Here is a 20,749-nt window from a genome sequence, read left to right as displayed (position 1 = left end):
CACCGGTCATGGCGGATATAGCGCCCACCCGGATCAGGCCCGCCGAGACCGCCGCGCCACCCGCGGTCAGCGTCGTGGTGCCGACCCGCAACGAGGCCGGCAACGTCCGGCCGCTGGTCGACCGGCTCCGCGCCGCGTTCGGCAGCACCCCCGCGGAGATCGTCTTCGTGGACGACAGCGACGACGACACCCCCGCGGCGATCGCGGCGACCGGCGCGCGACTGGTGCACCGGCCGGCCGGCCAACGTGCCGGCGGGCTCGGCGGCGCGGTCGTCGCCGGGTTCCGCGCCGCGACCGCGCCCTGGGTGGTGGTGATGGACGGCGACCTGCAGCACCCGCCGGAGACGGTGCCGGAACTGCTCGCGGCCGGGCAGATCGACAACGCGGACGCGGTCGTCGCCAGCCGCTACCGGGGCGCCGGCCGCGCGGACGGGCTCGCCGGGCGGTTCCGGCGGCTCGTCTCGCGCGCCACCGGTGCGCTCGCCAAACTCGTCTTCCCGGTGCGGCTGCGCGGCGTCACGGACCCGATGAGCGGATTCTTCGCGGTCCGCCGCGACGCGGTGCCACCGGACGCGCTGCGCCCGGACGGCTACAAGATCCTGCTCGAGGTGCTGGTCCGCGGCCGGATCTCCCGGGTCGTCGAGGTGCCCTACACGTTCCGGTCCCGGCTCGCCGGCGAGAGCAAGGCATCGCTGCGCGAGGGCCTGCGCTTCGGGCGGCACCTGCTCACCCTGCGGCTGTCCCGGCCGCGGATCGCCGGGTTCGCGCTCGCCGGCGCGTCCGGGATCGCGGTCAACTCGGCCGCGCTGTGGGTGTTCGCGCTCGGCCTGCCCTACCTGGTCGCGGCCGTGCTCGCGGTGCAGGTCGCGATCGGCTGGAACTTCCTGGTCATCGACCGGCTCGTGATGCCGCCCGGCCGGCGGACCCGGCTGCGCCGCCTCGGCCGGTTCCTGCTGCTCAACAACACGCTGACGCCGGTCCACGTCGGACTGCTCTACGCGCTGGTGACGTACGGCGGGCTGCACTACCTGGCCGCCAACATGATCGCGATCGGCACCGTGTTCGCGGTCCGCTACCTCGTCACCAGCCGGTGGGTCTACGGCGAACTCGCGATGCCCGGCGTGCGCGGCATGGCGGGGACCGTGCGCCGGGCCGCGCTGACCCGGCTGCTGCTCGCGGTCGTGCTGACCGCGGTCGCGTTCCCGGCGCTGGCGGCCTCGACGTGGGACGCGCTGTGGGAACGCGGTGGCACCGTGCCGCTGCTGATCCCGCTCGTCGCCGCGTCCGCGCTGGTGGTGGCGCGGCTGCGGCCCGCCTCACACGAGCCGGACGTGCACGACCGGCAGGTGGACGGGCTGCTGGCGGCCGCACTGCTGATCTCCGCGGGCACGCTGGTCCTGGTCGCGCCGGACCTGACCCTCGTCGCGGGCGTGGCGTTCCTGGCCGGCGCCGCGATCCTGCTGCTCGGCACGCGGGCCACCGCGCGGCTGCGCTGGGTGATGCTGTTGCCGCTGGTCGCGGCCGTTCCGCTGCCGTCGACGGTACGGCCCGGGGAACTCGTGCCGCTGCTGGGCGCGGTGGTGTGCCTGACGGTGTGCGCCGGCGTCATCGGTGCGCGGCGGGCCGGGCGGTCGATCGTACCGGCGCTGCTGTCCCTGATCGTGGTTGCTCTTCTGCCCGTGTTCCTGGAACGGGTGGCCGACGTCGCGCCGCCACCGGGCCTGACGGACGCGCTGCTCGCCGGCGTGGTCGCGGTCTGGGCCGTGCGGTGGGCGCGCGGTGCCACGTCGTCGCGCGTCGCGGCCCGGCAGCACCTGCCCCGGGCGCGCGTCGCGGCGGTCGTGCTCGTGGTGATCGCGGTGGTGCTCGGCGTGCGGGCGCTGCCGGCCGGCACGCCACTGCCGGCCGGCCTGTCGTCCGTGGAGGCGCCCGAATGAGCGCGCCGGTCGACCTCCGGACGCGGTGGCCGGACCACTCGGCGCACGTGGTGCTGAGCCGGGTGCAGCGGGGCGGGCTCGTGGTGCTGCTCGCGGCCGTGACGACCGGGCTGCTGCTGCGGCCGATGCTGCTGGTGCAGGTCGTGGTCGCGCTCATCACGCTGGCCTACACCGCGGCGATCGTGTTCCGGGTGGTGCTGGTCTACGCGGCCGGGACCGGGGAGCACCGGGTGCGGGTCAGCGACGCGGACGCGCTGGCCGCCGCCGACCTGCCGGTCTACACCGTGCTGGTGCCCGCCTACCGGGAACCGCGCGTGATCGGGCTGCTGATGGAGAACCTGGCCGCGCTCGACTACCCGGTGGAGCGGCTCGAGGTGATCCTGCTGCTGGAGGCGGACGACGCGGAGACGATCGCGGCCGCGACGGCGGCGCTGCCCGGGCCGCACGTGCGCATCCTGGTCGTGCCGGAGTCGCAGCCGCGCACCAAGCCGAAGGCGTGCAACGTCGGCCTGGCGGAGGCGCGCGGCGAGTTCGTCACGATCTACGACGCGGAGGACGTGCCGGAACCGTTGCAGCTGCGGCGCGCGGTCGTCGCGATGCGCCGGCTCGGCCCGTCCCACGTGTGCCTGCAGGCGGAGCTGGGCTACTTCAACACCGACCAGAACCGGATCACCCGGTGGTTCGCGCTGGAGTACGCGTCCTGGTTCCGGTCGCTGCTGCCCGGGCTGGTGGCGCTGCGCATGCCGATCCCGCTCGGCGGCACCAGCAACCACTTCCGGGCCGCCGCACTGCGCGAGCTGGGCGCGTGGGACCCGTACAACGTGACCGAGGACGCGGACCTCGGCATGCGGCTCGCCCGCGCCGGATACCGGGTCGGCGTGCTCGACTCGGTCACGCTGGAGGAGGCGAACTCCGACTTCATCAACTGGATCAAGCAGCGGAGCCGGTGGTACAAGGGCTACCTGATGACCTGGCTGGTGCACCTGCGCGCGCCCCGGGCCACGGTGGTCCAGCTGGGCTGGCGCGGGCTGCTCTGCCTGAACCTGTTCGTCGGCGGCACGCCGCTGGCCGCGCTGCTGAACGCGGCGCTGTGGGCGACGACCGCGCTGTGGTTCCTGGACCGGCCGCCGATCCTCGAGCAGATCTTCGTCGCGCCGTACTACTACCTCGGACTCGCCTGCCTGGTCTTCGGCAACGCCACCGTGATCTACCTGAACCTGCTGTCGGTACGCACCATGGACCGGCCGGACCTGCTCGGCACCGCGCTGCTGTCGCCGCTGTACTGGGCGATGATGAGCCTCGCCGGGGCGAAGGCGGCGTGGCAGCTGGTGTTCACGCCGTCCTACTGGGAGAAGACCACGCACGGACTGCACCTGGAGTCGTCCCATGGCGCGTAGGCTCCCGTTCCTGGCGGTGCTCGCCGGCTACCTGCTGATCGCGCTCTGGTTCTGGGACTCGCACCTGGTGCCCGGCGACTCGACCAGCCGGGTGGCGAACGCGTACTACACGCTCTACAGCCGGGACCCGCACCTGGCCGCGATCGGCTTCGTCTGGAACCCGCTGCCGTCGCTGGTGCTGCTGCCGTTCCTGCCGCTGCGGCACGTGTTCCCGGCGCTGACCCAGGAGTCGCTGCTGCCGGTGCTGGCGTCCGCGGTGTTCATGGCCGCGGTCGTCTGGCTGGTGCACGACGTGCTGCGCCGGGCGTCCGTGCCACCGGTGCCGCGGGCGCTGCTGACCGGCGCGTTCGCGCTGCACCCGATGATCGTGGTCTACGCCGGGAACGGGATGAGCGAGGCCTGTTTCCTGCTGTGCCTGCTGCTGGCGGTGCGGCACCTGCAGGAGTGGCTGACGACCGCGCGGGTCACGCCGCTGGTGCCGCTCGGGCTGGCGGTGGGACTGGCGTACGGGGCGCGCTACGAGGCGCTGGCGCCGGCCGCGGCCGTACCGGTGCTGGTGTTCCTGGTGACCTGGTGGCGGACCCGGTCGGTCGCGACCGCACGGGTGGACGCGGTGATCGTGGCGTTCCCGGCGGCACTGGCGGTCGCCGTGTGGGCGCTGGCCAGCCGGCTGATCGTCGGGCAGTGGTTCGCGACGTTCTCCAGCGAGTACGGCAACTCCGCGCAGGTGTCGGCGAACTCGTCCGGCATCTCGTCGGTGACCGGCACCGACCTGGCGTCCCGGGCGCTCTACGGCGGGCAGCAACTGCTGGGCCTGTCCCCGTTCGTGGCGGTGCTGCTGGTGGCGGCGCTGATCCTCGCCTGGCGGCGCCGCTCCCCGGGCGTGCTCGCACCGGTCACGGTGCTCGGCTCGGTGCTGGCCTTCGACGCGCTCGCGTTCCTGAGCGGCACGTCGTTCGGCTGGCTGCGGTTCCACATCGCGGTGATCCCGCTGGCGGTGCTGCTGGCCGGACACTGCCTGAGCGGGCAGCCGGCCGGCGCGGCGGCCACCGGTGCGACGGCGGGTGCGCCGGCCCACGGTGCGTCGCGGTGGCGGGCGGCCGCGGTCCGGGTCCGGCGCCACGCCGCCCCGCTGGCACTGGCCGCGGCCGCGATCCCGGCCGCCCTGGTCACGCTGGGCACGCCGGAACTGGCCCGGGAGGAGTCGGAGTGGTTCACCGCGTCCGGTGCGGCCCGCACGGCCGCCCTCGCCGACGTGAACGCGACCGTGGCCGCGGACCTGGACCGGCTGGCGCTGCCGGACGGCGCGGTGGTCACCGACGCCGCCTACGCCTTCGGCGTCATCCTGGCCAGCGACAACCCCCGCCAGTTCGTGATCACCCCGGACCGGGACTTCCCGGCGACACTCGCGGCGCCGCGCGAGTCCGGAGCACGCTACCTGCTCATCTCCGCCAGGGGCGCGGCCGACGCGGTCCGGCGCAGCACGTTCGGTGACGCACCGGTCACGGCCCCCGGCGCCCGCAGCTGGCACGACCCGTCCGGCACCGTGCAGTGGACCCTGGTGCCCCTCTGACCCGCACCGGCCCGGCCGTCGCTCCCCGCCCCGGCAGGGGAGCGACGGCCGGGCCGGGTCAGCCCAGGTCCCGCTGGATCTGCGCGAGCAAGCGGCGGGTGTGCCGGTCCAGGATCGGTGCGATGTCGTCCGTCGCGTGCTCCGCCATCGCGTCGAACACGCGACGATAGAAGCCGATGTCCCGCTCACCTCGCGAGGCCAGCCCGGTGTGATAGATGTCGATCACCAGCAGCTGATCGTCATACATCGTGAAGCCGTGCACGAACGGCACCGGGACGACGGCCTCCTCCGGGATGATCTCGATGGTCACCGTGGGAAACGCGGCTACGTCACGTAGATGGGCGAGTTGCCCGAGCATTTCCGTCGGGGTGCACATCGGGCCGCGCAGTGCGTTCTCGACTATGACCATGTGGAATCGCTTACCGGGATCCGTCAGGGCCTCCTGCCGGCTGAGCCGGGCGGTGACCGCCGACAGGATCGTCCGTTCGTCGCTCGTGCCACCGGGGCCGTGGATGAGCGTGTCGAACGCCGCGAGGACGGCGTGCGCGTACTGACTGGTCTGCAGGATCCCCGGGAGGATGGTCACGGCGAAGTCCCGGACGGTGCCCGACGACGAGTCCCAGTCCGCGACGATCTCCTGCCGGCCCCGAAGGTCGTCGGGTGCGGGCCGCCAGTCCGCGATCTGGCTCTGCGCCACCATCGTGCGCCGTGCCAGATCCCGCGCCAGATGCTCGTCGGCGCCGAGCGCACGGGCCACGGTCTCGATGTCCCGGGGATTCGGCGATCCGACGCCGCGTTCCAACCGAGAGATCTTGGGCTGGCTCATGCCGACCATCGCGGCGAGGCTCGCGCCGGAGAGTCCGCGATCCCGGCGCAGCCTCGCGAGGACCGCGCCGACGGATTCGTCCCGGCTCGGAAGGGGGCGCTCCGCGGTCACCTCGCCCCCTTCCGGGCCGGAATCGTTCATGGTGGGTCAGGACATCTTCTCAAAGGCTTCGATCAAGAGGTGCGACGGAATCTCGACCAGCATCTCGCCCTCGGGCACATCGATCCCGGCGGACGCGGCCGAGACGATGTACCCCTGCACGACGACCTTGCCGGGGCTGCTCGCATAGACGGTGGGGCACTGCCCCTGCGTGCACGAGGAGGCCAAGAGCCGCAACGGGGTGTGACTTTCCGTAGCGGCGGCGGTGGGATTCCCGCCCATAATCTGTGTCATGGAGTCATTCAACCATTATTCATTCATCCCGAATCGCTTATCGGGTGGGCCGGGGCGGCGTGGAATATTCCGTCGTGCCGTCTGTAAATCAGCCACCTGGCTGCGTGCGTCCTGGCGTTTGACCACCCGGCTGAACTGGCCGTATGGGTGCGCGAAGTTTCGCAGTCTGTATTTGGCTTGGCTATTCACACCTATCTGAATAACACTCGGAATGTCGAATAGTTTCGAGGAGGGGGATTCGTGATCACGAATTATTATCCAGCGGCGGTGGTGATACCCGAACACCCAGCGTTGTATCTGATCATTGCCGTGCTGTGCCTGGTCGTGGCGATGAGGTCGCTGCGGCGTGCGCTCGAGCCGGTCGGCGTGGTCGTCGAGGTGATGAAGGCGTCGATCGTGGTGGCGTTCGCGCTCGGCGCCGCGTTGATATTCGTGCTGGCCGCCGCGATCAGTGGCTGAAAAAGGGTTGGGGGGACGGAAAGATGATGTCGACGTTCGCGCCATTCGTCGCGGTGGCGCTTCTGGTGGTGTTCTTTCTGCTGGTTGAGGTGGCCGCTGCGACACTTCCGCTGCTGATCGTGGTCACGCTGGTGCCGCCCGGGGAGCGGCGCGAGCTGGCCGAGGTGCTGGCCGCCGCGGACCACGGCCGGCGCCTTCGCCTGTGGCCGGCGCTCCGTGCCGCGGCGGCGGCACGCCGGGAGGCCGGGCGCGCCGGCACTGACCGGTGTTCCGGCTCGAGGCTCGTCCGGGAAATCGCTGGCCGGTGGTCGATACGCTGAGGTCGTCATGGATATCAAGCGAACCAGTAAACGACTGTCCCTGGTCCTCCGGCATCGGCCGGAGAGTGTCGGGGTGACCCTCACCGAGGACGGCTGGGTGGCCGTGCCGACGCTGCTCGAGGCGCTCGGGCGGCACGGGTTGAGGCTGACCCGCGACGAGCTCGGGCGGGTCGTCGAGGAGAACGACAAGAAGCGGTTCACGATCGAGCGGACGCCGGACGGGGAGCGGATCCGGGCCAACCAGGGGCATTCCGTCGCGGTGGAGCTCGGTTACCGGGCGGAGGAGCCGCCGGAGACGCTCTATCACGGCACCGCGGACCGACACCTCGCGGCGATCCGTGAGCAGGGACTGGTCAAGGGGAGCCGGCACCACGTGCACCTCTCGCCGGACCCGGTCACGGCCCGGGCGGTCGGCGGGCGGCACGGGCGGCCGGTCGTGCTCACGGTCGCGGCCGCGCGGATGGCGGCCGCCGGGCATCTCTTCTTCCGCAGCGCGAACGGGGTCTGGCTGACCGACGCCGTACCGCCGGAGTACCTCGCCGTTCCGCGAACCTAGACTGGGCCGATGAGCGCCACCTCCGCGGAGCACACGGATCCCCGGATCGTGGCGTTGCACGACGCGCTGCACCCGGACCCGGCCGTGCATCCGTTCTACGTCGACCTGGCCGCGCAACTGCCGGCGGTCGCGGTGGCGGACGTCGGGTGCGGCACCGGGCGCCTCGCGGCCGAGCTGGCCCGGCGCGGTCACCGGGTCACCGCGGTCGACCCGTCCGGGCCGATGCTCGACCTGGCCCGGCGGCGGCCGATCGGCGCGCTGGTCACCTGGCTGCGCGGCGACGCCCGGGCACTGCCGGAGACCGCGTTCGACCTGGTCGTGCTGGCCGGGGGCGTGGTCTCGGAGATCACCGACGACCGGGAGCTGATCGCCACGTTCGCGGCGGCCCGGCGGGCGTTGCGGCCCGGCGGCCGGCTCGCGTTCGACGCCCGTCGCTACCGGGCCCGGGACTGGGCCGGGTGGACGCGCGCCGCGTCGTACCGCCGGACGGCGACCGGTGCGGCCGCGTGGCGGGAGGACGCGCGGGTGGACGGCGACCGGGTCCGCTACCGGGCCGGGTACCGGCTCGCGGACGGCACCGAGCTGTTCTTCGACCGGGAGATCCGGCTGCGGTCCGACGTCTGGTACCAGACCGTGCTGACCGAGGCCGGTTTCCGCGTCGACCCGGCCGACGACGACGCGGACGGGCTGGTCGTGCTGGCCACGGCGGGACCGCCGCGGCGCGCGTCCGGGCTGCGGTTCGAGCGAGTGGCGGACCGGCTGTGGGGGGTCGTCGACGACGACAGCGGCCGGCCGGCCCGGGTGCCGATGCCGGACGACTCGCTGGAGATCATCGCCCGGCTGCGGCGGATGGGGGTCGCCCTGGACCAGGTGGTGACCGCGGCCCGGGACGCCGGCCTGGACTGGGATCCGGCCGGTGAGGTCCGGGCCCGCTCGGAGTCGGACATGGACGAGTGGCGGCGGCGGGACCGGGAGGAACGGGAGCGCCGGAAACAAGCGTTCCGTGACAGAATGGCGCAGTGAACGCGGCCGATGTCCGGGACGCGGCGGCCCGGCTCGCCGGCGTCGCCCACCGTACGCCCGTGGCGGTCTCCCGGACGCTGACCGCGCGCACCGGGACGGAAGCGTTCCTCAAGTGTGAGAACCTGCAGCGCGTCGGTGCGTTCAAGTTCCGCGGCGCGTTCAACGCGATTTCCCGCCGCACGCCGGCGGAGCTGTCCCGCGGCATCGCGGCCTACTCGTCCGGCAACCACGCGCAGGCGGTCGCGCTGGCCGCGCGCGAGGTGGGCGCCCACGCGGTGGTGCTGATGCCGGCGGACACGCCCGCGTCCAAACGCGACGCGGTCCGGGAGTACGGCGCCGAGATCCGCACCTACGACCGGTACACGCAGGACCGGGTCGCGCTCGGCGAGGCGCTCGCGGCGGAGCGCGGGCTGACGCTGATCCCGCCGTACGATCATCCGCACGTGATGGCCGGTCAGGGCACGGCCGCGCTGGAGCTGATCGAGGACGCCGGGCCGTTCGACACGCTACTGGTCCCGGTCGGCGGCGGTGGCCTGATCGCCGGCTGTGCCACGATCGCGAAGGCGATGCTGCCGGACGTCCGGGTGGTCGGCGTCGAGCCGGCCGCCGGCGACGACACGCTGCGTTCGCTGCGCGCGGGCGAGCGGGTGCGGATCCCGGTGCCGCGCACGGTCGCGGACGGGATGGCCGCGGACACGCCGGGCACGCTCACCTTCGAGGTCAACCGCCGGCTGGTCGACGACGTCGTGCTGGTCACGGACGACGAGATCCGCGACGCGATGCGCTTCGCGTTCGACCGGATGAAGCTGGTCCTCGAACCGAGCGGCGCCACCGGCCTCGCCGCGCTGCTCCGGGGCCGGGTCCCGGCCGCGCGCCGGGCCGGCGTCATCCTCTCCGGCGGCAACGTCGACGTCACCCGCTTCGCCGGCCTGCTCGCCTGACCCCGCCCCCCGATCCCGTCGGAGCGGTCCCGCCTCGCATGAGCCCCGCGACCCGATGCGTCGGCGTGACCCCTGCCGCCCCGCCGATCGCCGGTCCGGTGCGGCCCGTCGCCGGGGATCGACTACAGATCAAAGTCTTGATCTTCCCGCTTCCGGCGTGGGCACCTTCCCAGTGCTCCCGCGGGCACCGGTCGGCCGCGGGCGGCCTCCCTGCCGGTTCCGCACCCGGCCGCCGGTGGTGCGCCGGCCCGGTAGGGGTTCCGGGGCGCCCGCCGTTCAGCCGGGGAACGCGATGCGCGCGGCGCGGCGCGGGCGGCCTCCCTGCCGGTTCCGCACCCGGCCGCCGTGGTGGGCCGGCCGGTGGTGGCCCGCGGCGCCCGCCGTCAGCCGGGGAACGTGACGCGCGTGGCGCGGCGCCCGCGGCCGCGGCGGCCGCGTGGGTTTCCCCGGCCACCCACCCGACCGGCTCCGCCGCCGCGGGCGGAGCGGAGCGCCGGCGGAGCCGGAGCCCTCGGCGCGGTTGGCCCGCGGGAGCATGCGGGCCGGACCACGCCGGAAGCGGGAACAGCGAAATGTGAATCTGTGCGCCCCGGCCCCGGGACGGCTCCTCGGCAGGTGACCGGCGGGGCCGGAGGTGCGGTCAGGGCTTGGCGAGGGAGCGGGCGATGACGAGGCGCTGGATCTGGTTCGTGCCCTCGACGATCTGCAGGAGCTTGGCCTCGCGGAACCAGCGTTCGACCGGATGGTCGGTGACGTATCCGGCGCCGCCGAGGATCTGGACCGCGTCGGTGGTGACGCGCATGGCCGTGTCGGTGGCGAACAGCTTGGCCTGCGCGGCCTCGGTGCTGCACGGCAGTCCGGCGTCGCGGAGCCGGGCCGCGGTGTAGAGCAGCGCGCGGGCCGCGCTGATGCCGGTGGCCGCGTCCGCGAGCATGAAGCCGACGCCCTGGAAGTCGATGACGCGCGAGCCGAACTGGGTGCGTTCGCGCGCGTAGGACACCGCGTAGTCGAGGGCGGCCTGGGCGAGCCCGACCGCGCAGGCGGCGATGCCGAGCCGGCCGGCGTCGAGCGCGGACATCGCGATCCGGAAGCCCTGGCCCTCGGCGCCGACGAGGCGTCCGGCCGGGACCCGGGCGCCGGCGAACACCACCTGGGCGGGCGCGCCGGCGTGCAGGCCCATCAGTCGTTCCCGCGGCTGCGGCTCGAGGCCGGTGGTCTTCGCGTCGAGCAGCAGGCAGGAGATGCCGCGGGCGCCGGGCTCGCCGGTGCGGGCGAAGACGGTGTAGAAGTCCGCGCTGCCCGCGTGCGTGATCCACGCCTTGGTGCCGTCGACGACGTAGTCGTCGCCGTCGCGGACGGCCTTCGTGGTCAGCGCGGCCGCGTCGGAGCCGCCGGCCGGTTCGGACAGGCAGTACGCGCCGAGCAGCTCGCCGCCGATCATGTCCGGCACCAGCGCGCGCAGCCGGTCGTCGCCGTGCAGCGCGGCCGGGTAGCAGGCGAGCGTGTGCACGCTGACCGCCTCGGCCACGGTCAGCCACCGGTACGCGAGGCGTTCCAGCACCCGCAGGTAGACCTGGTACGGCTGGCCCGCGCCGCCGAGGTCCTCGGGGTAGGGGAGTCCGAGCAGCCCGGCCCGGCCGAGCGTGCGGACGATCTCGCGGGGGAACTCGCCCCGTGCCTCGTGATCCGCGGCGGTGTGCGGGGTCAGCTCACCGTCCGCGATCTCATCGACGAGACCGAGCAGGTCGCGGGCCTCGTCGGTGGGTGGGATCCACATCGCGCAAGCTTAACGGTCGTTAGGGAGTACGGGCGAGTAACCGCGATGGCCGGACGGTATGGTCTGCAGATCATGGAGTACACGCGGCTCGGCACGACCGGTCTCAAGGTGTCCCGGATCTGCCTCGGCATGATGACCTACGGCTCGCCGTCCTGGCGCGAATGGGTGCTGGACGCGGAGGCCGGCAAGCCGATCGTGCGCCGCGCGGTCGAGCTCGGCGTCACGTTCTTCGACACCGCGGACATGTACTCGGTCGGCGGCAGCGAGGAGGTCACCGGCCGGCTGCTGCGCGCGTTCTTCCACCGTCGCGACGACTACGTGCTGGCGACCAAGGTCTACCACCCGATGGGCGACGGCCCGAACGACCGCGGCCTGTCCCGCAAGCACATCCTTTCCTCGATCGACGACTCGCTGCGCCGGCTCGGCACCGACTACGTCGACCTCTACCAGATCCACCGCTGGGACTACGACACGCCGATCGAGGAGACCATGGAGGCGCTGCACGACGTGGTGCGCGCCGGCAAGGCCCGCTACATCGGCGCGTCCAGCATGTTCGCCTGGCAGTTCGCCAAGGCGCAGCACGTCGCGGCCGTCAACGGCTGGACCCGGTTCGTCTCCATGCAGCCGCAGTACAACCTGGTCTACCGCGAGGAGGAGCGGGAGATGCTGCCGCTCTGCGCGGACCAGGGCGTCGGCGTCATCCCGTGGAGCCCGCTCGCCCGCGGCCTGCTGGCCGGCTCCCGCACCCGGGAGGGCCTGCACACCACCCGGGCCCGGACCGACGCGATCGCCCGTGAGCTCTACACCGACGACGATCTCACGGTCGCCGAGGAGCTCCGCCGGATCGCGGACGCGCGCTCGCTCCCGCCGGCCCAGGTCGCGCTGGCCTGGCTGCTGTCCCGGCCGACCGTCACCGCGCCGATCGTCGGCGCGTCCCGGACCGCGCACATCGAGGACGCGGCCGCCGCGGTCACGGTCTCGCTCACCCCGGAGGAGATCGCCGCGCTCGAGGCGCCGTACCGGCCGCACGCGGTGACCGACCACTCGTAGGCCCGGTATCGACGTGGACGGCCGCGGTCCCCCTGGTGAAACAGGGCCCGGCCAACTTCCCGGAAAGCCCCGGACAAAAGCGAATACGGCGACAAAATGATCGGGTGACGGGATCCCATCGTGCGCCGGGCCGACACCATCAGATCCAGCCTGCGGGCAACTCGCGCTGGCGCTGGCTCGTCGGCATGGGCGCGGTGATCGCGCTCGGCGCGTTCGGGGTGCACCAGGTGCTGGCCGACGAGACCCCGCCCGCGGCGCCGGTCCCGGAGTTCACCAGCCGGATCGCCGGCGTGACCGACCTGCCCGCGCCGCCCGCGGACGGGGCCAGCTGGGCCACCGACCGGCGGATCGCCGCGAACGGGCTGAAGGTGGCGGCGCAGGCGATGGGCGAGCAGTTCCTGCTGTACACGCGGTCCGGCGGCAAGACGTTCCTGCCCGGCGTCAACCTCGGCTCCACCACGCCCGGTCACCAGCCGGGGGAGCTGGCGATCTCGGCGGAGGACTACCGGGCCTGGTTCGCCGCGATGGACCGGATGGGCATCCGCGTGGTCCGGATCTACACGATCCACCCGCCCGCGTTCTACCAGGAACTGGCCGCGCACAACCGGAAGTACCCGGACCGGCCGCTCTACCTGAGCCAGGGCGTCTACCTGCCGGACGAGTCCTACGCGCGCAAGGGCGACCTGTACGACACCGAGGTCACCACCGCGTTCGTCCGGGAGCTGAAGGACGCGTCCGCTGCCGTCTCCGGGCAGCTGGAACGGGACCCGCGGCCGGGCAGGGCACACGGCACGTGGAGCGCGGACGTCAGCCCGTGGCTCGCCGCGTGGATCATCGGCGTGGAGTGGGACCCGAACGGCGTGTACGAGTCGGACCGGAAGAACGCGAAGCGCCCGGTCTTCACCGGCCGGTTCTTCGAGGCGACCGCGGACGCCTCGCCGACCGAGCGGTGGCTGGCCACCCGGATGGACAACCTGGCGTCCGCCGAGGCGGCCCGCGGGCGCAGCGCACCGATCGCGTTCGTGAACTGGCCGACCACCGACCCGCTGCGGCACCCGGAGGAGCCGCTGCCGCAGGAGGACCTGGCCGGCGTGGACGCGAACCACGTGCGGGCCACCGAGGACTGGCCGGGCGGCACGTTCGCCAGCTACCACGCGTACCCGTACTACCCGGACTTCCAGCGGCACGAGCCGGCGCTGCAGAAGGCGATCTACAACGGCCGCCCGGACTCGTACGCCGGTTACCTGACCGCGCTGCGCCGCCACCACGCGGGCATGCCGGTGATGGTCACGGAGTTCGGCGTACCGTCGAGTCTCGGCACCGCGCACGCGGGACCGCTCGGCCGCGGCCAGGGCGACCACAGCGAGCGCGAGGCGATGGCGATCAACGCGGAGTTGCTGCGCGTCATTCGCGGCACCGGCATGGCCGGCGGCTTCCTGTTCGGCTGGGCCGACGAGTGGTTCAAGTTCACCTGGAACACGATCGCGCACCAGCTGCCCGCGGACCGTCGGCAGCTCTGGCACGACCCGCTCACCAACGAGCAGCACTTCGGGATCATCGCGGCCGACGCGACCGGGCAGCCGGAGGGCTGGCCGCAGCAGGTGCTGGACGCGCCGGACTCGCCGATCGTGACGCGCGCGGTGGCCGCGGTCGACGAGTCGTACCTCTCGCTGGGCCTGGCTCTGGCGAAGCCCGCGCCGAAGAAGCTGACGCTCGGTCTGGACGTGCTCCCGGAGATCGCCGGCAGCCCGCCGCCCGGTTCCACCGACGAGGGCGCGGACCTGGCGATCCAGCTGGATCTGGAGGCGCTGACCGGGCAGGTGTGGGTGCGCGAGCGGCTCGACCCGATGCCGCTGGACTATCAGGTGCCGGAGGGCGTGCGCGCGAAGCCGGTCGACGGCTGGCAGCGCTACCAGTTGATCATCAACCGGGACCTGACCGTGCCGTCCACCGGGCGGAAACTGCCGGCCGAGCTGTTCGACGTGGGCCGGCTCAACCACGGGGTGTGGGATCCGGCCGCGGAGAACGCGGACAACCGCAACCTGTGGCGGCTCACCGACGACGGCACGCTGACCATGCGCGTCCCGTGGGCGTTCGCCGGTTTCGCCGACCCGTCGTCGCTGCAGGTGCTGGTCCCGGACGGGAACGTGGCGACGACCAGGACCGCGACCGGGGTACGGGTCCGCCTGGCCGCGGACGGCAAGCTCGAACCGCTGGACGAGATCGCCTGGGAGCCGTGGAACCGCGTCTACTACACCGAGCGGCTCAAGTCCGGTGCGGAGGTGCTGCGCGACGCGCTGCTCGAGACCGGCGCCGGTGCGCTGCCCGCGCCGTCCTCGTCGCCGGCACCGTCCGTGACGACGTCCCCGAATGACGGCACGGTGGGTTAGCGCGGTAGGTTCTTCGGCGTGGAGGAGATCGACCGGGCGATCGTGACGGCGCTGACCGCGGACGGGCGGCTGTCGTACACGGACCTCGCGGAACGCGTCGGCCTGTCGGTGTCGGCCGTGCACCAGCGGGTGCGCCGGCTGGAGCAGCGCGGCGTGATCAAGGGCTACACCGCGCGCGTCTCGTACGAGGCGATCGACCTCCAGCTCACCGCGTTCGTGGCGATCCGGCCGTTCGACCCGTCGCAGCCGGACGACGCGCCGGAGCGGCTCGCCCACCTGCCCGAGATCGAGTCGTGCTACTCGGTGGCGGGGGAGGACTTCTACATGCTGCTGGTCCGGGTGGCCAGCCCGGGCGAGCTGGAGCGGCTGCTGCAGCAGATCCGCACCGCCGCGAACGTGACCACCCGCACCACCGTGGTGCTCTCCACGCCGTACGAGGGGCGCCCCCCGACGGTCAGCGCGAGTTCCACTCCAGAATGACCGGGCGGCCGTGCTCGAACCCGAGCCGGCACAGCGTCGCGGTGTCCAGCCGCAGCCGTCCACCCACCCGGACCGGCTCCTCGATCCACCGGGCGCCCACGACGCGCAGCGCGTGACCGTGCGCGACCAGCGCCACGTCGCCGTCGTCCAGGTGCCGGCGGGCCTTCGCGAGCAGCCGGTCGATCCGGGTACCGATCTGATCGGGTGACTCTCCGCCGGGCACGCCGTCGTCCCACAGGTACCAGTCCGGGTCCGTCTTGTGGATCTCCGCCGTGGTGATGCCCTCGTAGTCGCCGTAGTCCCACTCGGCCAGGTCCTCGTCGACCTCGGTCACCTCGAGGCCGGCCAGTTCCGCGGTCCGCCGGGCCCGGATCCGCGGGCTGCACAGCACGGCCGCGAACTCGCGCCCGGCGATCCTCGCCCCGATGGCGTGCGCCTGTTGCTCACCCTCGGCCGTGAGGGGGATGTCGGTGCGGCCGGTGTGCCGCCCGGCGACGCTCCACTCGGTCTGCCCGTGCCGTACGAGAACGATCTCCGCCATGCCGTCAGTCAACCAGACCCGACTTCTCACTAGCCTCCTAGGACGCCCTAGGCGGTGTGGCCCGGCGGGTCAGGCGGCGGCGCGGTCCCGGATGTCGCGGCGGCGCCGGCCGGTCAGTGCGAGGGCGGGTGGGGTCCACTGGGCTTCGACGATGTCGGCGGCCGGCATGCTGGAGTGGCCGATCGCGCGGATCTTGCCCGCCCGCATCAGGTCGGTGAGGGCGGCGAGGGTCTCCTCGACGTCGGTGCCGGGGTCGGGGTGGTGGACCTGGTAGAGGTCGATGTGGTCGACGCCGAGGCGCCGCAGCGAGTCCTCGAGCGCGGTGACGATCCAGCGGCGGGAGCTGCCGCGCCGGTTCGGGTCGGTGCCCATCGCGCCGTTGACCTTGGTGGCGAGCACGACGTCGTCGCGACGGCCCCTCAGCGCCTTGCCGAGGATTCGTTCGGTCTCGCCGTCGCCGCCGTACACGTCGGCGGTGTCGATGACGTTGATGCCCGCGTCCAGGGCCCGGTGGACGATCGCGGCGCAGTCGTCGGGGTCCGGGTTGCCGTACGGGCCGAACATCATGGTGCCCAGGCAGTAGGTGCTGACCTGGATACCGGTGCGGCCGAGGGGGCGCATACGCATGTGCTGTGGTCCTTTGCCGGATGAGGGGCGGGTGCCGGTGCGGTGTCAGACGGCCAGCAGGACGGCGCTGACGATCAGGCTGCCGGTGACGTGGTAGCCGCCGGAGACCGCCGCGTAGAGCAGCGGCCGCGGGAAGTTGGGGTTGATGGCGATCGTGACGGTGTTGGCCGTGAGGTAGCCGACGCCGACGATGAGGCCGAACAGCAGCGCGTCGCCGTAGGTGTCGATGCGCAGCGCGGTGAACAGGATCGCGCTGGTGACCGTGACGATCAGGCTGGTGAGCGGCGGCCCGGCGAGGAACAGCGGGGTCGACGGCGCCTTCGCGCCGGCGTCGCGGCCGAGCGAGCGGTTGTACGCCTTCGGGAACAGCGCCGCGAACCAGAGGCCGCCGAGCAGCGTGGCGGCGATGAAGCCGACCAGGATCCCGAGCCAGTTGAGATCGCCCAGAACATCGAACATGTGTTGCCTCCGTACGCGAGGGGTGATCGGCTCCCGCCGTCACCGAAGCACCGTGGTTGACCGGCTCGGGCACGAGATTCGCAGCAGTGGGTGACAGGAAGTGGCACCTGTTCCGGCCATGCCGAGATCCCCGCACCGCACGGCGAAATAGAGCTAGCTTCCTAGGATGCGCTACACGTGGTGCTCCGCACCACAAAGCAATCAAAGGCAGACACGTGCCTTCGGCACCGACAGGCCAAAACCATCTTTTGGTTTGCCGGCCCAGCTGAAGACCGGCGGGAATGCGGGTTTCAGGCACGGCTACCGAGGTACGCGACGCGCTCCGGCACCGGGTCGGGGAGCCCAGAGGGCGGCCGGGGAGATGGCCGTCGCTGGGCCGGCTCGGTTACGGCCTGGATGCGGCGATCATGCGGCGGCGTGCAGTACGTCGGTGAGGACGCGGGTGGTGATGTCGTGGTCGGTGCCGGTCCAGAGGGTGTCGAGCCATGGTCCGGCGAGGAGCCCGACGAGGGTGGGTGTGCCGTCGGCGTCGGTGGCGTCGAGCCATTCGCTGATCGAGCGGTCGGTGGGTCCGTGGATCCGGAAGTACGGTGTGTGCGGCCAGAAGCGGTCGGTCGCGCGGAGGATGATTTTTTCGACGCGTCCCATGCCGAGGCGGGCGAGTGCGGTGCGGTGTGCGGCGGGTAGCGGTGGCGTGAACGTGAGGTCGGGTAGTGCGCCGATCGGCACGGTGACGATGACGGCGTCGGTGTGCCGGCCGTCGACGGTCACGCCGTGGGGTGTGTCCGTGATGGTGCGTACCGGTGTGCCGAGGTGGATGTCGAGACCGTCGGCGAGGTGGTCGACGAGCGGCTGGTAGCTGCCGATGATCCAGCGGTCGCCGTCGCCGACGCCGGGTTCGAAGCCGTGGCGTGCGCTGAGCCAGTGGAGGTCGGCGCCGGTGTCCATGACGATCTCGGTGTCGACGAGCCGGTGGAGTGCGGCGGGTGGGTCGGGCCAGGCGGCGAGGACGTCGGCGACGGAGGCGTGGGCGGGTGCGGCGGCGAGTCGTCGGCGGAGTTCGTTCTCGAGTTCGTCGTGGCCGGAGGCGAATCGTGTGGGTACGACGGGGAGCGCGAGCTGTTCGGCGAGGCGGGCGAGGGGGTTGTGGTCGTACTGCTGGAGCCAGTTGGCGCCGAGGTCGAAGGTGAAGCCGCCGACGTCGGTGCCGGTGGTGCGGCCGCCGGTGCGGTGCCGGGCTTCGAGGACGTGTGCGGTGACGCCGTGGGTGCGGAGGTGTTGGGCGGCGGCGAGTCCGGCGATGCCGGCGCCGACGACGATGACGTCCCGGTGTCCGTGGTGGGTGGCCCAGGTGGCGGCCGCGATGCCCTGTTCGTGGGCGCCGTGGGTCATGCCGGCGCGGGTGGGGTGGGTGGCTTCGCCGGTGAGGCGGATGCGGTCGCGGATCGGGGTGCCGAGGGTGACGCGGTCGGCGGGGGTGCCGTGTCGTCCGATGAGGCTCCAGGATCCGCGGGTCCAGGGGTCGTCGGCCCAGTGGGTGACGGCGCTGGCGGTGATCGGCACGGCGGGGGACTTTATCAGCGGGTGGCCCAGTGGTCGCGGCCTTTTCGGGGGAGGGTGTGGATGGGGTCGTAGTAGCGGTGGCGGGCGTCGACGGTGTCGTCGGTGAGGGTGGTGCGGTAGTTCTTGGTCCAGTGGCTGATGCCGAGGTCGCGGTCGTAGTCGGTGGCCATGTGGACCCATCGTTTGCCGACGTAGGGGACGTCGCAGACGATGCGTGGGGTGGCGTAGCCGGGGAGGTATCCCATGATGTCGTGCTGGAGGGTCTGGGCGCGGTGGACGGGGAGCCGCCAGTGTTCGGCGCCGGGGATCATGTCGCAGAGGTAGAGGTAGTAGGGCAGGATGCCGGCGTCGTCCTGGAGGGCGAAGCAGAGGTCGAGCAGGTCGTCGGCGGTGTCGTTGACGCCGTGGAGGAGGACGCCCTGGTTGCGGACGTCGCGGACGCCGATGTCGAGCATGGTGTGCGCGGCGCGGGCGACGAGCGGCGTGATGCTGTTCGCGTGGTTGATGTGGGTGTGCAGGGCGAGGTTGACGCCGCGGCGGGCGGCGGTGCGGGCCACGCGTTCGAGGCCCTCGACGACGTGTGGCTGGAGCCAGTGCTGGGGCAGTCCGGCGAGGGCCTTGGTGGCGAGGCGGATGTCGCGGACGGTGTCGAGGTCGAGCAGTCGCATGAGGTAGTTCTCGAGTTGTCGCCAGGGGACGTTGGCGATGTCGCCGCCGGAGACGACGACGTCGCGGACGGTCGGGTGGGCGCGCAGGTAGTCGAGGTGGGCGTCGTGCCGGTCGGTGGGTTTGAGTGCGAGTTTGAGTTTGGTGACGGTGGGGGTGTCGGTGCCGACGAGGTCCATCCGGGTGCAGTGTCCGCAGTACTGCGGACAGGTGGGGACGAGTTCGGCGAGGACCTTGGTGGGGTAGCGGTGGGTGAGCCCGTCGGCGACCCACATGTCGTGTTCGTGGAGTGAGTCGCGGGCGGTGTGCGGGTGGTCGGGGAGTCGTTCGCCCGCGAGCGGCAGCATGTAGCGGCGGACCGGGTCGGTGCGCAGGTCGGCGGTGTCCATGGTGTTGAGCATCTGGGGTGGCAGGAGCATGGACATGGTGGCGTGGGTGGTCTGGTCGGCGGCGAGGTCGTCGTAGAAGGTGTCGTCGGCGTGGTCGCCGAGGACGTGGTGGAGCTGGCGGATGTTCTTGACGCAGTGGGCGCGTTGCCACTGGGCGGATTCCCATTGGTCGCGGGTGATGTGCCGCCAGCCGGGGAGGCGGGTCCAGTCGGGTTCGTGGAGGGGTCGGCGGGTGTAGGTGTAGGGCTGGCGTACTTCGTGGAGTGTGCTGGTCACGACGGCCTCCAGCGTTGATTTTTCTTCTGGGACCGCAGATTACTGGAAATCCTCCGGCGTAGAGAATATTCTGCCGTAAGTTTTGTTGTCGGAGGTGGATGTGGTGGTCGACGTGCCGGGCGCGCACCGCGTCCTGGAGCCGCCGGGTGTGCTGCCGCAGGCGGCGTGGCGGCTGGATCCCGGTCCGGCGCTGATGAGCCCCGACGAGACGCGGGTACGGGTGGAGCGGCTCAACCTGGACGCGGCGAGTTTCCGGCAGTTGCGGGAGGCGCACGGTGACCGGGTCCGCGACGAGGTGCTGCGGATCGTGGCGGAGCGCGGGAAGATGCACAACCCGGTGACCGGGTCCGGTGGCATGCTGATCGGCGTGGTCGAGGAGACCGGGCCGGCCGCGACCGTGGACGTGCGGCCGGGTGACCGGATCGCGACGCTGGTCAGTCTCACGCTCACCCCGTTGACGATCACGGATGGGCTGGCCCGGTGGGACGGCCGCGCGGAGCAGGTGCCGTGTGACGGGTTCGCGATCCTGCACGGGCGTACCGTCGCGGCGGTTCTTCCTGAGGATCTCGATGCGGGTCTGGCGCTGAGCGTGTTCGACGTGTGCGGCGCGCCGGCGCTGACGGCCCGGGTGGTGGGCGGTTATCACCGGCCGGTGGTCGCGGTGATCGGCGCGTCCGGGAAGTCCGGGTCGTTGTCGCTGGCCGCGGCGCGGCGGGCCGGTGCGGCGCGGTTGGTCGGTGTCTGTCCGGACGGGACGGAGGCGGCGCGGCTGCGTGGGTCCGGGCTGGCCGACGAGATCGTGATCGCCGACGCGCGCCGTCCGATCGGTGGGGTGCGCGCGGACGTGACGGTGGTGTGCGTGGACGTGCCCGGTTGTGAGCACGCCGCGATCCTGGCCACCGCGGACGGTGGCACGGTGGTGTTCTTCTCGATGGCGACCAGTTTCACCGCGGCCGCGCTCGGCGCGGAGGGGCTGGCCGCGGACGTGACGCTGCTGATCGGCAACGGTTACCTGCCGGGGCATGCGCGGATGGCGCTGGACCTGGTGCGCGCCACGCCGGGTCTGCGGGAGCTGTTCGCCGGCCGGGTCCGGGCAGACTGAGTGC

At 72.4% G+C, this 20,749-nt stretch carries 19 protein-coding genes and 1 pseudogene; 12 read left to right on the top strand and 8 right to left on the bottom strand.

Going from position 1 to position 20,749, the window contains the following annotated elements; genetic code table 11:
• Nucleotides 1–8 precede the first annotated feature (8 nt).
• Genes J2S44_RS41550 through J2S44_RS41540 form a run of 3 tightly spaced genes read left to right on the top strand, consistent with a single transcriptional unit; the run spans nt 9 to nt 4,907 of the window.
• Complete coding sequence (locus J2S44_RS41550) at nt 9–1,937, top strand: glycosyltransferase (RefSeq protein WP_310428948.1); 1,929 nt, start codon at nt 9–11, stop codon at nt 1,935–1,937.
• Complete coding sequence (locus J2S44_RS41545) at nt 1,934–3,334, top strand: glycosyltransferase (RefSeq protein WP_310428946.1); 1,401 nt, start codon at nt 1,934–1,936, stop codon at nt 3,332–3,334. Before J2S44_RS41550 ends, J2S44_RS41545 begins: the two co-directional genes overlap by 4 nt.
• A complete protein-coding gene (locus J2S44_RS41540) occupies nt 3,324–4,907 on the top strand; it encodes a hypothetical protein (protein WP_310428944.1) in 1,584 nt (527 codons plus the stop codon). Before J2S44_RS41545 ends, J2S44_RS41540 begins: the two co-directional genes overlap by 11 nt.
• Before the next feature lie 58 nt (nt 4,908–4,965).
• Here J2S44_RS41540 and J2S44_RS41535 read toward each other — a convergent pair whose 3' ends face one another.
• Both J2S44_RS41535 and J2S44_RS41530 read right to left on the bottom strand, forming a co-directional pair.
• The gene (locus J2S44_RS41535) at nt 4,966–5,874 is read right to left on the bottom strand and encodes a helix-turn-helix domain-containing protein (protein WP_310428942.1); all 909 of its coding nucleotides are present in this window, start codon (nt 5,872–5,874) and stop codon (nt 4,966–4,968) included.
• 6 nt (nt 5,875–5,880) lie between these two features.
• Nucleotides 5,881–6,126 carry a hypothetical protein gene (locus J2S44_RS41530; protein WP_310428940.1) on the bottom strand — a complete coding sequence of 82 codons (246 nt, stop codon included), beginning with the start codon at nt 6,124–6,126 and terminating at the stop codon, nt 5,881–5,883.
• 267 nt (nt 6,127–6,393) lie between these two features.
• On the opposite strand from J2S44_RS41530, the gene J2S44_RS41525 reads away from it, so the two are divergent.
• From J2S44_RS41525 to J2S44_RS41505, 5 genes are read left to right on the top strand one after another with little or no spacing between them, the layout of a single operon-like run.
• The gene (locus J2S44_RS41525; protein WP_310428938.1) at nt 6,394–6,585 is read left to right on the top strand and encodes a hypothetical protein; all 192 of its coding nucleotides are present in this window, start codon (nt 6,394–6,396) and stop codon (nt 6,583–6,585) included.
• A 23-nt stretch (nt 6,586–6,608) separates the two neighbouring features.
• The gene (locus J2S44_RS41520) at nt 6,609–6,905 is read left to right on the top strand and encodes a hypothetical protein (RefSeq protein ID WP_310428936.1); all 297 of its coding nucleotides are present in this window, start codon (nt 6,609–6,611) and stop codon (nt 6,903–6,905) included.
• 7 nt (nt 6,906–6,912) lie between these two features.
• Nucleotides 6,913–7,461, top strand: a complete 549-nt coding sequence (locus tag J2S44_RS41515; protein ID WP_310428934.1) for an RNA 2'-phosphotransferase — start codon at nt 6,913–6,915, stop codon at nt 7,459–7,461.
• A 9-nt stretch (nt 7,462–7,470) separates the two neighbouring features.
• A complete protein-coding gene (locus tag J2S44_RS41510; protein WP_310428932.1) occupies nt 7,471–8,484 on the top strand; it encodes a class I SAM-dependent methyltransferase in 1,014 nt (337 codons plus the stop codon).
• Nucleotides 8,481–9,425, top strand: a complete 945-nt coding sequence (locus tag J2S44_RS41505; RefSeq protein WP_310428929.1) for a pyridoxal-phosphate dependent enzyme — start codon at nt 8,481–8,483, stop codon at nt 9,423–9,425. The genes J2S44_RS41510 and J2S44_RS41505 overlap by 4 nt, the downstream gene beginning before the upstream one ends.
• A gap of 640 nt (nt 9,426–10,065) precedes the next feature.
• Here the strand turns inward: J2S44_RS41505 and J2S44_RS41500 are convergent.
• Nucleotides 10,066–11,202 (bottom strand): acyl-CoA dehydrogenase family protein, encoded by a 1,137-nt coding sequence (locus tag J2S44_RS41500; RefSeq protein WP_310428927.1) that lies wholly within the window; start codon nt 11,200–11,202, stop codon nt 10,066–10,068.
• Nucleotides 11,203–11,274: 72 nt separating this feature from the next.
• Here J2S44_RS41500 and J2S44_RS41495 point away from each other — a divergent pair, with 72 nt between their 5' ends.
• The 3 genes from J2S44_RS41495 (at nt 11,275) to J2S44_RS41485 (ending at nt 15,122) form a co-directional block, all read left to right on the top strand.
• Nucleotides 11,275–12,252: an aldo/keto reductase gene (locus J2S44_RS41495; RefSeq protein ID WP_310428925.1), complete on the top strand. Its 978-nt coding sequence runs from the start codon at nt 11,275–11,277 to the stop codon at nt 12,250–12,252.
• Nucleotides 12,253–12,356: 104 nt separating this feature from the next.
• Complete coding sequence (locus tag J2S44_RS41490; RefSeq protein WP_310428923.1) at nt 12,357–14,642, top strand: hypothetical protein; 2,286 nt, start codon at nt 12,357–12,359, stop codon at nt 14,640–14,642.
• An 18-nt stretch (nt 14,643–14,660) separates the two neighbouring features.
• Complete coding sequence (locus tag J2S44_RS41485) at nt 14,661–15,122, top strand: Lrp/AsnC family transcriptional regulator (RefSeq protein WP_310428921.1); 462 nt, start codon at nt 14,661–14,663, stop codon at nt 15,120–15,122.
• On the opposite strand, the gene J2S44_RS41480 is transcribed toward J2S44_RS41485, so the two are convergent.
• From J2S44_RS41480 to J2S44_RS41460, 5 genes and pseudogenes are all read right to left on the bottom strand, one after another.
• Nucleotides 15,097–15,663: a histidine phosphatase family protein gene (locus tag J2S44_RS41480; RefSeq protein ID WP_310428919.1), complete on the bottom strand. Its 567-nt coding sequence runs from the start codon at nt 15,661–15,663 to the stop codon at nt 15,097–15,099. The genes J2S44_RS41485 and J2S44_RS41480 overlap by 26 nt on opposite strands.
• Nucleotides 15,664–15,798: 135 nt before the next feature.
• A pseudogene (locus J2S44_RS41475) lies at nt 15,799–16,290 on the bottom strand (aldo/keto reductase); the annotation flags it as partial.
• A gap of 45 nt (nt 16,291–16,335) precedes the next feature.
• Entirely contained in the window at nt 16,336–16,749 is a 414-nt protein-coding gene (locus tag J2S44_RS41470; protein WP_310428917.1) for a DUF1761 domain-containing protein, read from the bottom strand.
• Between the two features lie 405 nt (nt 16,750–17,154).
• Nucleotides 17,155–18,312, bottom strand: coding sequence for a flavin monoamine oxidase family protein (locus J2S44_RS41465; RefSeq protein ID WP_310428916.1), 1,158 nt, complete (start codon nt 18,310–18,312; stop codon nt 17,155–17,157).
• Between the two features lie 14 nt (nt 18,313–18,326).
• The gene (locus tag J2S44_RS41460; protein WP_310428914.1) at nt 18,327–19,643 is read right to left on the bottom strand and encodes a KamA family radical SAM protein; all 1,317 of its coding nucleotides are present in this window, start codon (nt 19,641–19,643) and stop codon (nt 18,327–18,329) included.
• 103 nt (nt 19,644–19,746) lie between these two features.
• Between J2S44_RS41460 and kdd the strand changes: the two genes are divergently transcribed.
• Nucleotides 19,747–20,745, top strand: a complete 999-nt coding sequence (gene kdd, locus J2S44_RS41455; RefSeq protein WP_374728058.1) for an L-erythro-3,5-diaminohexanoate dehydrogenase — start codon at nt 19,747–19,749, stop codon at nt 20,743–20,745.
• The last annotated feature ends 4 nt before the right edge of the window (nt 20,746–20,749 follow it).

It is taken from the genome of Catenuloplanes niger, from assembly GCF_031458255.1.
In the GTDB taxonomy this organism is placed as follows: Bacteria; Actinomycetota; Actinomycetes; order Mycobacteriales; family Micromonosporaceae; genus Catenuloplanes; species Catenuloplanes niger.
This window is presented reverse-complemented; position numbering and strand designations above follow the sequence as displayed.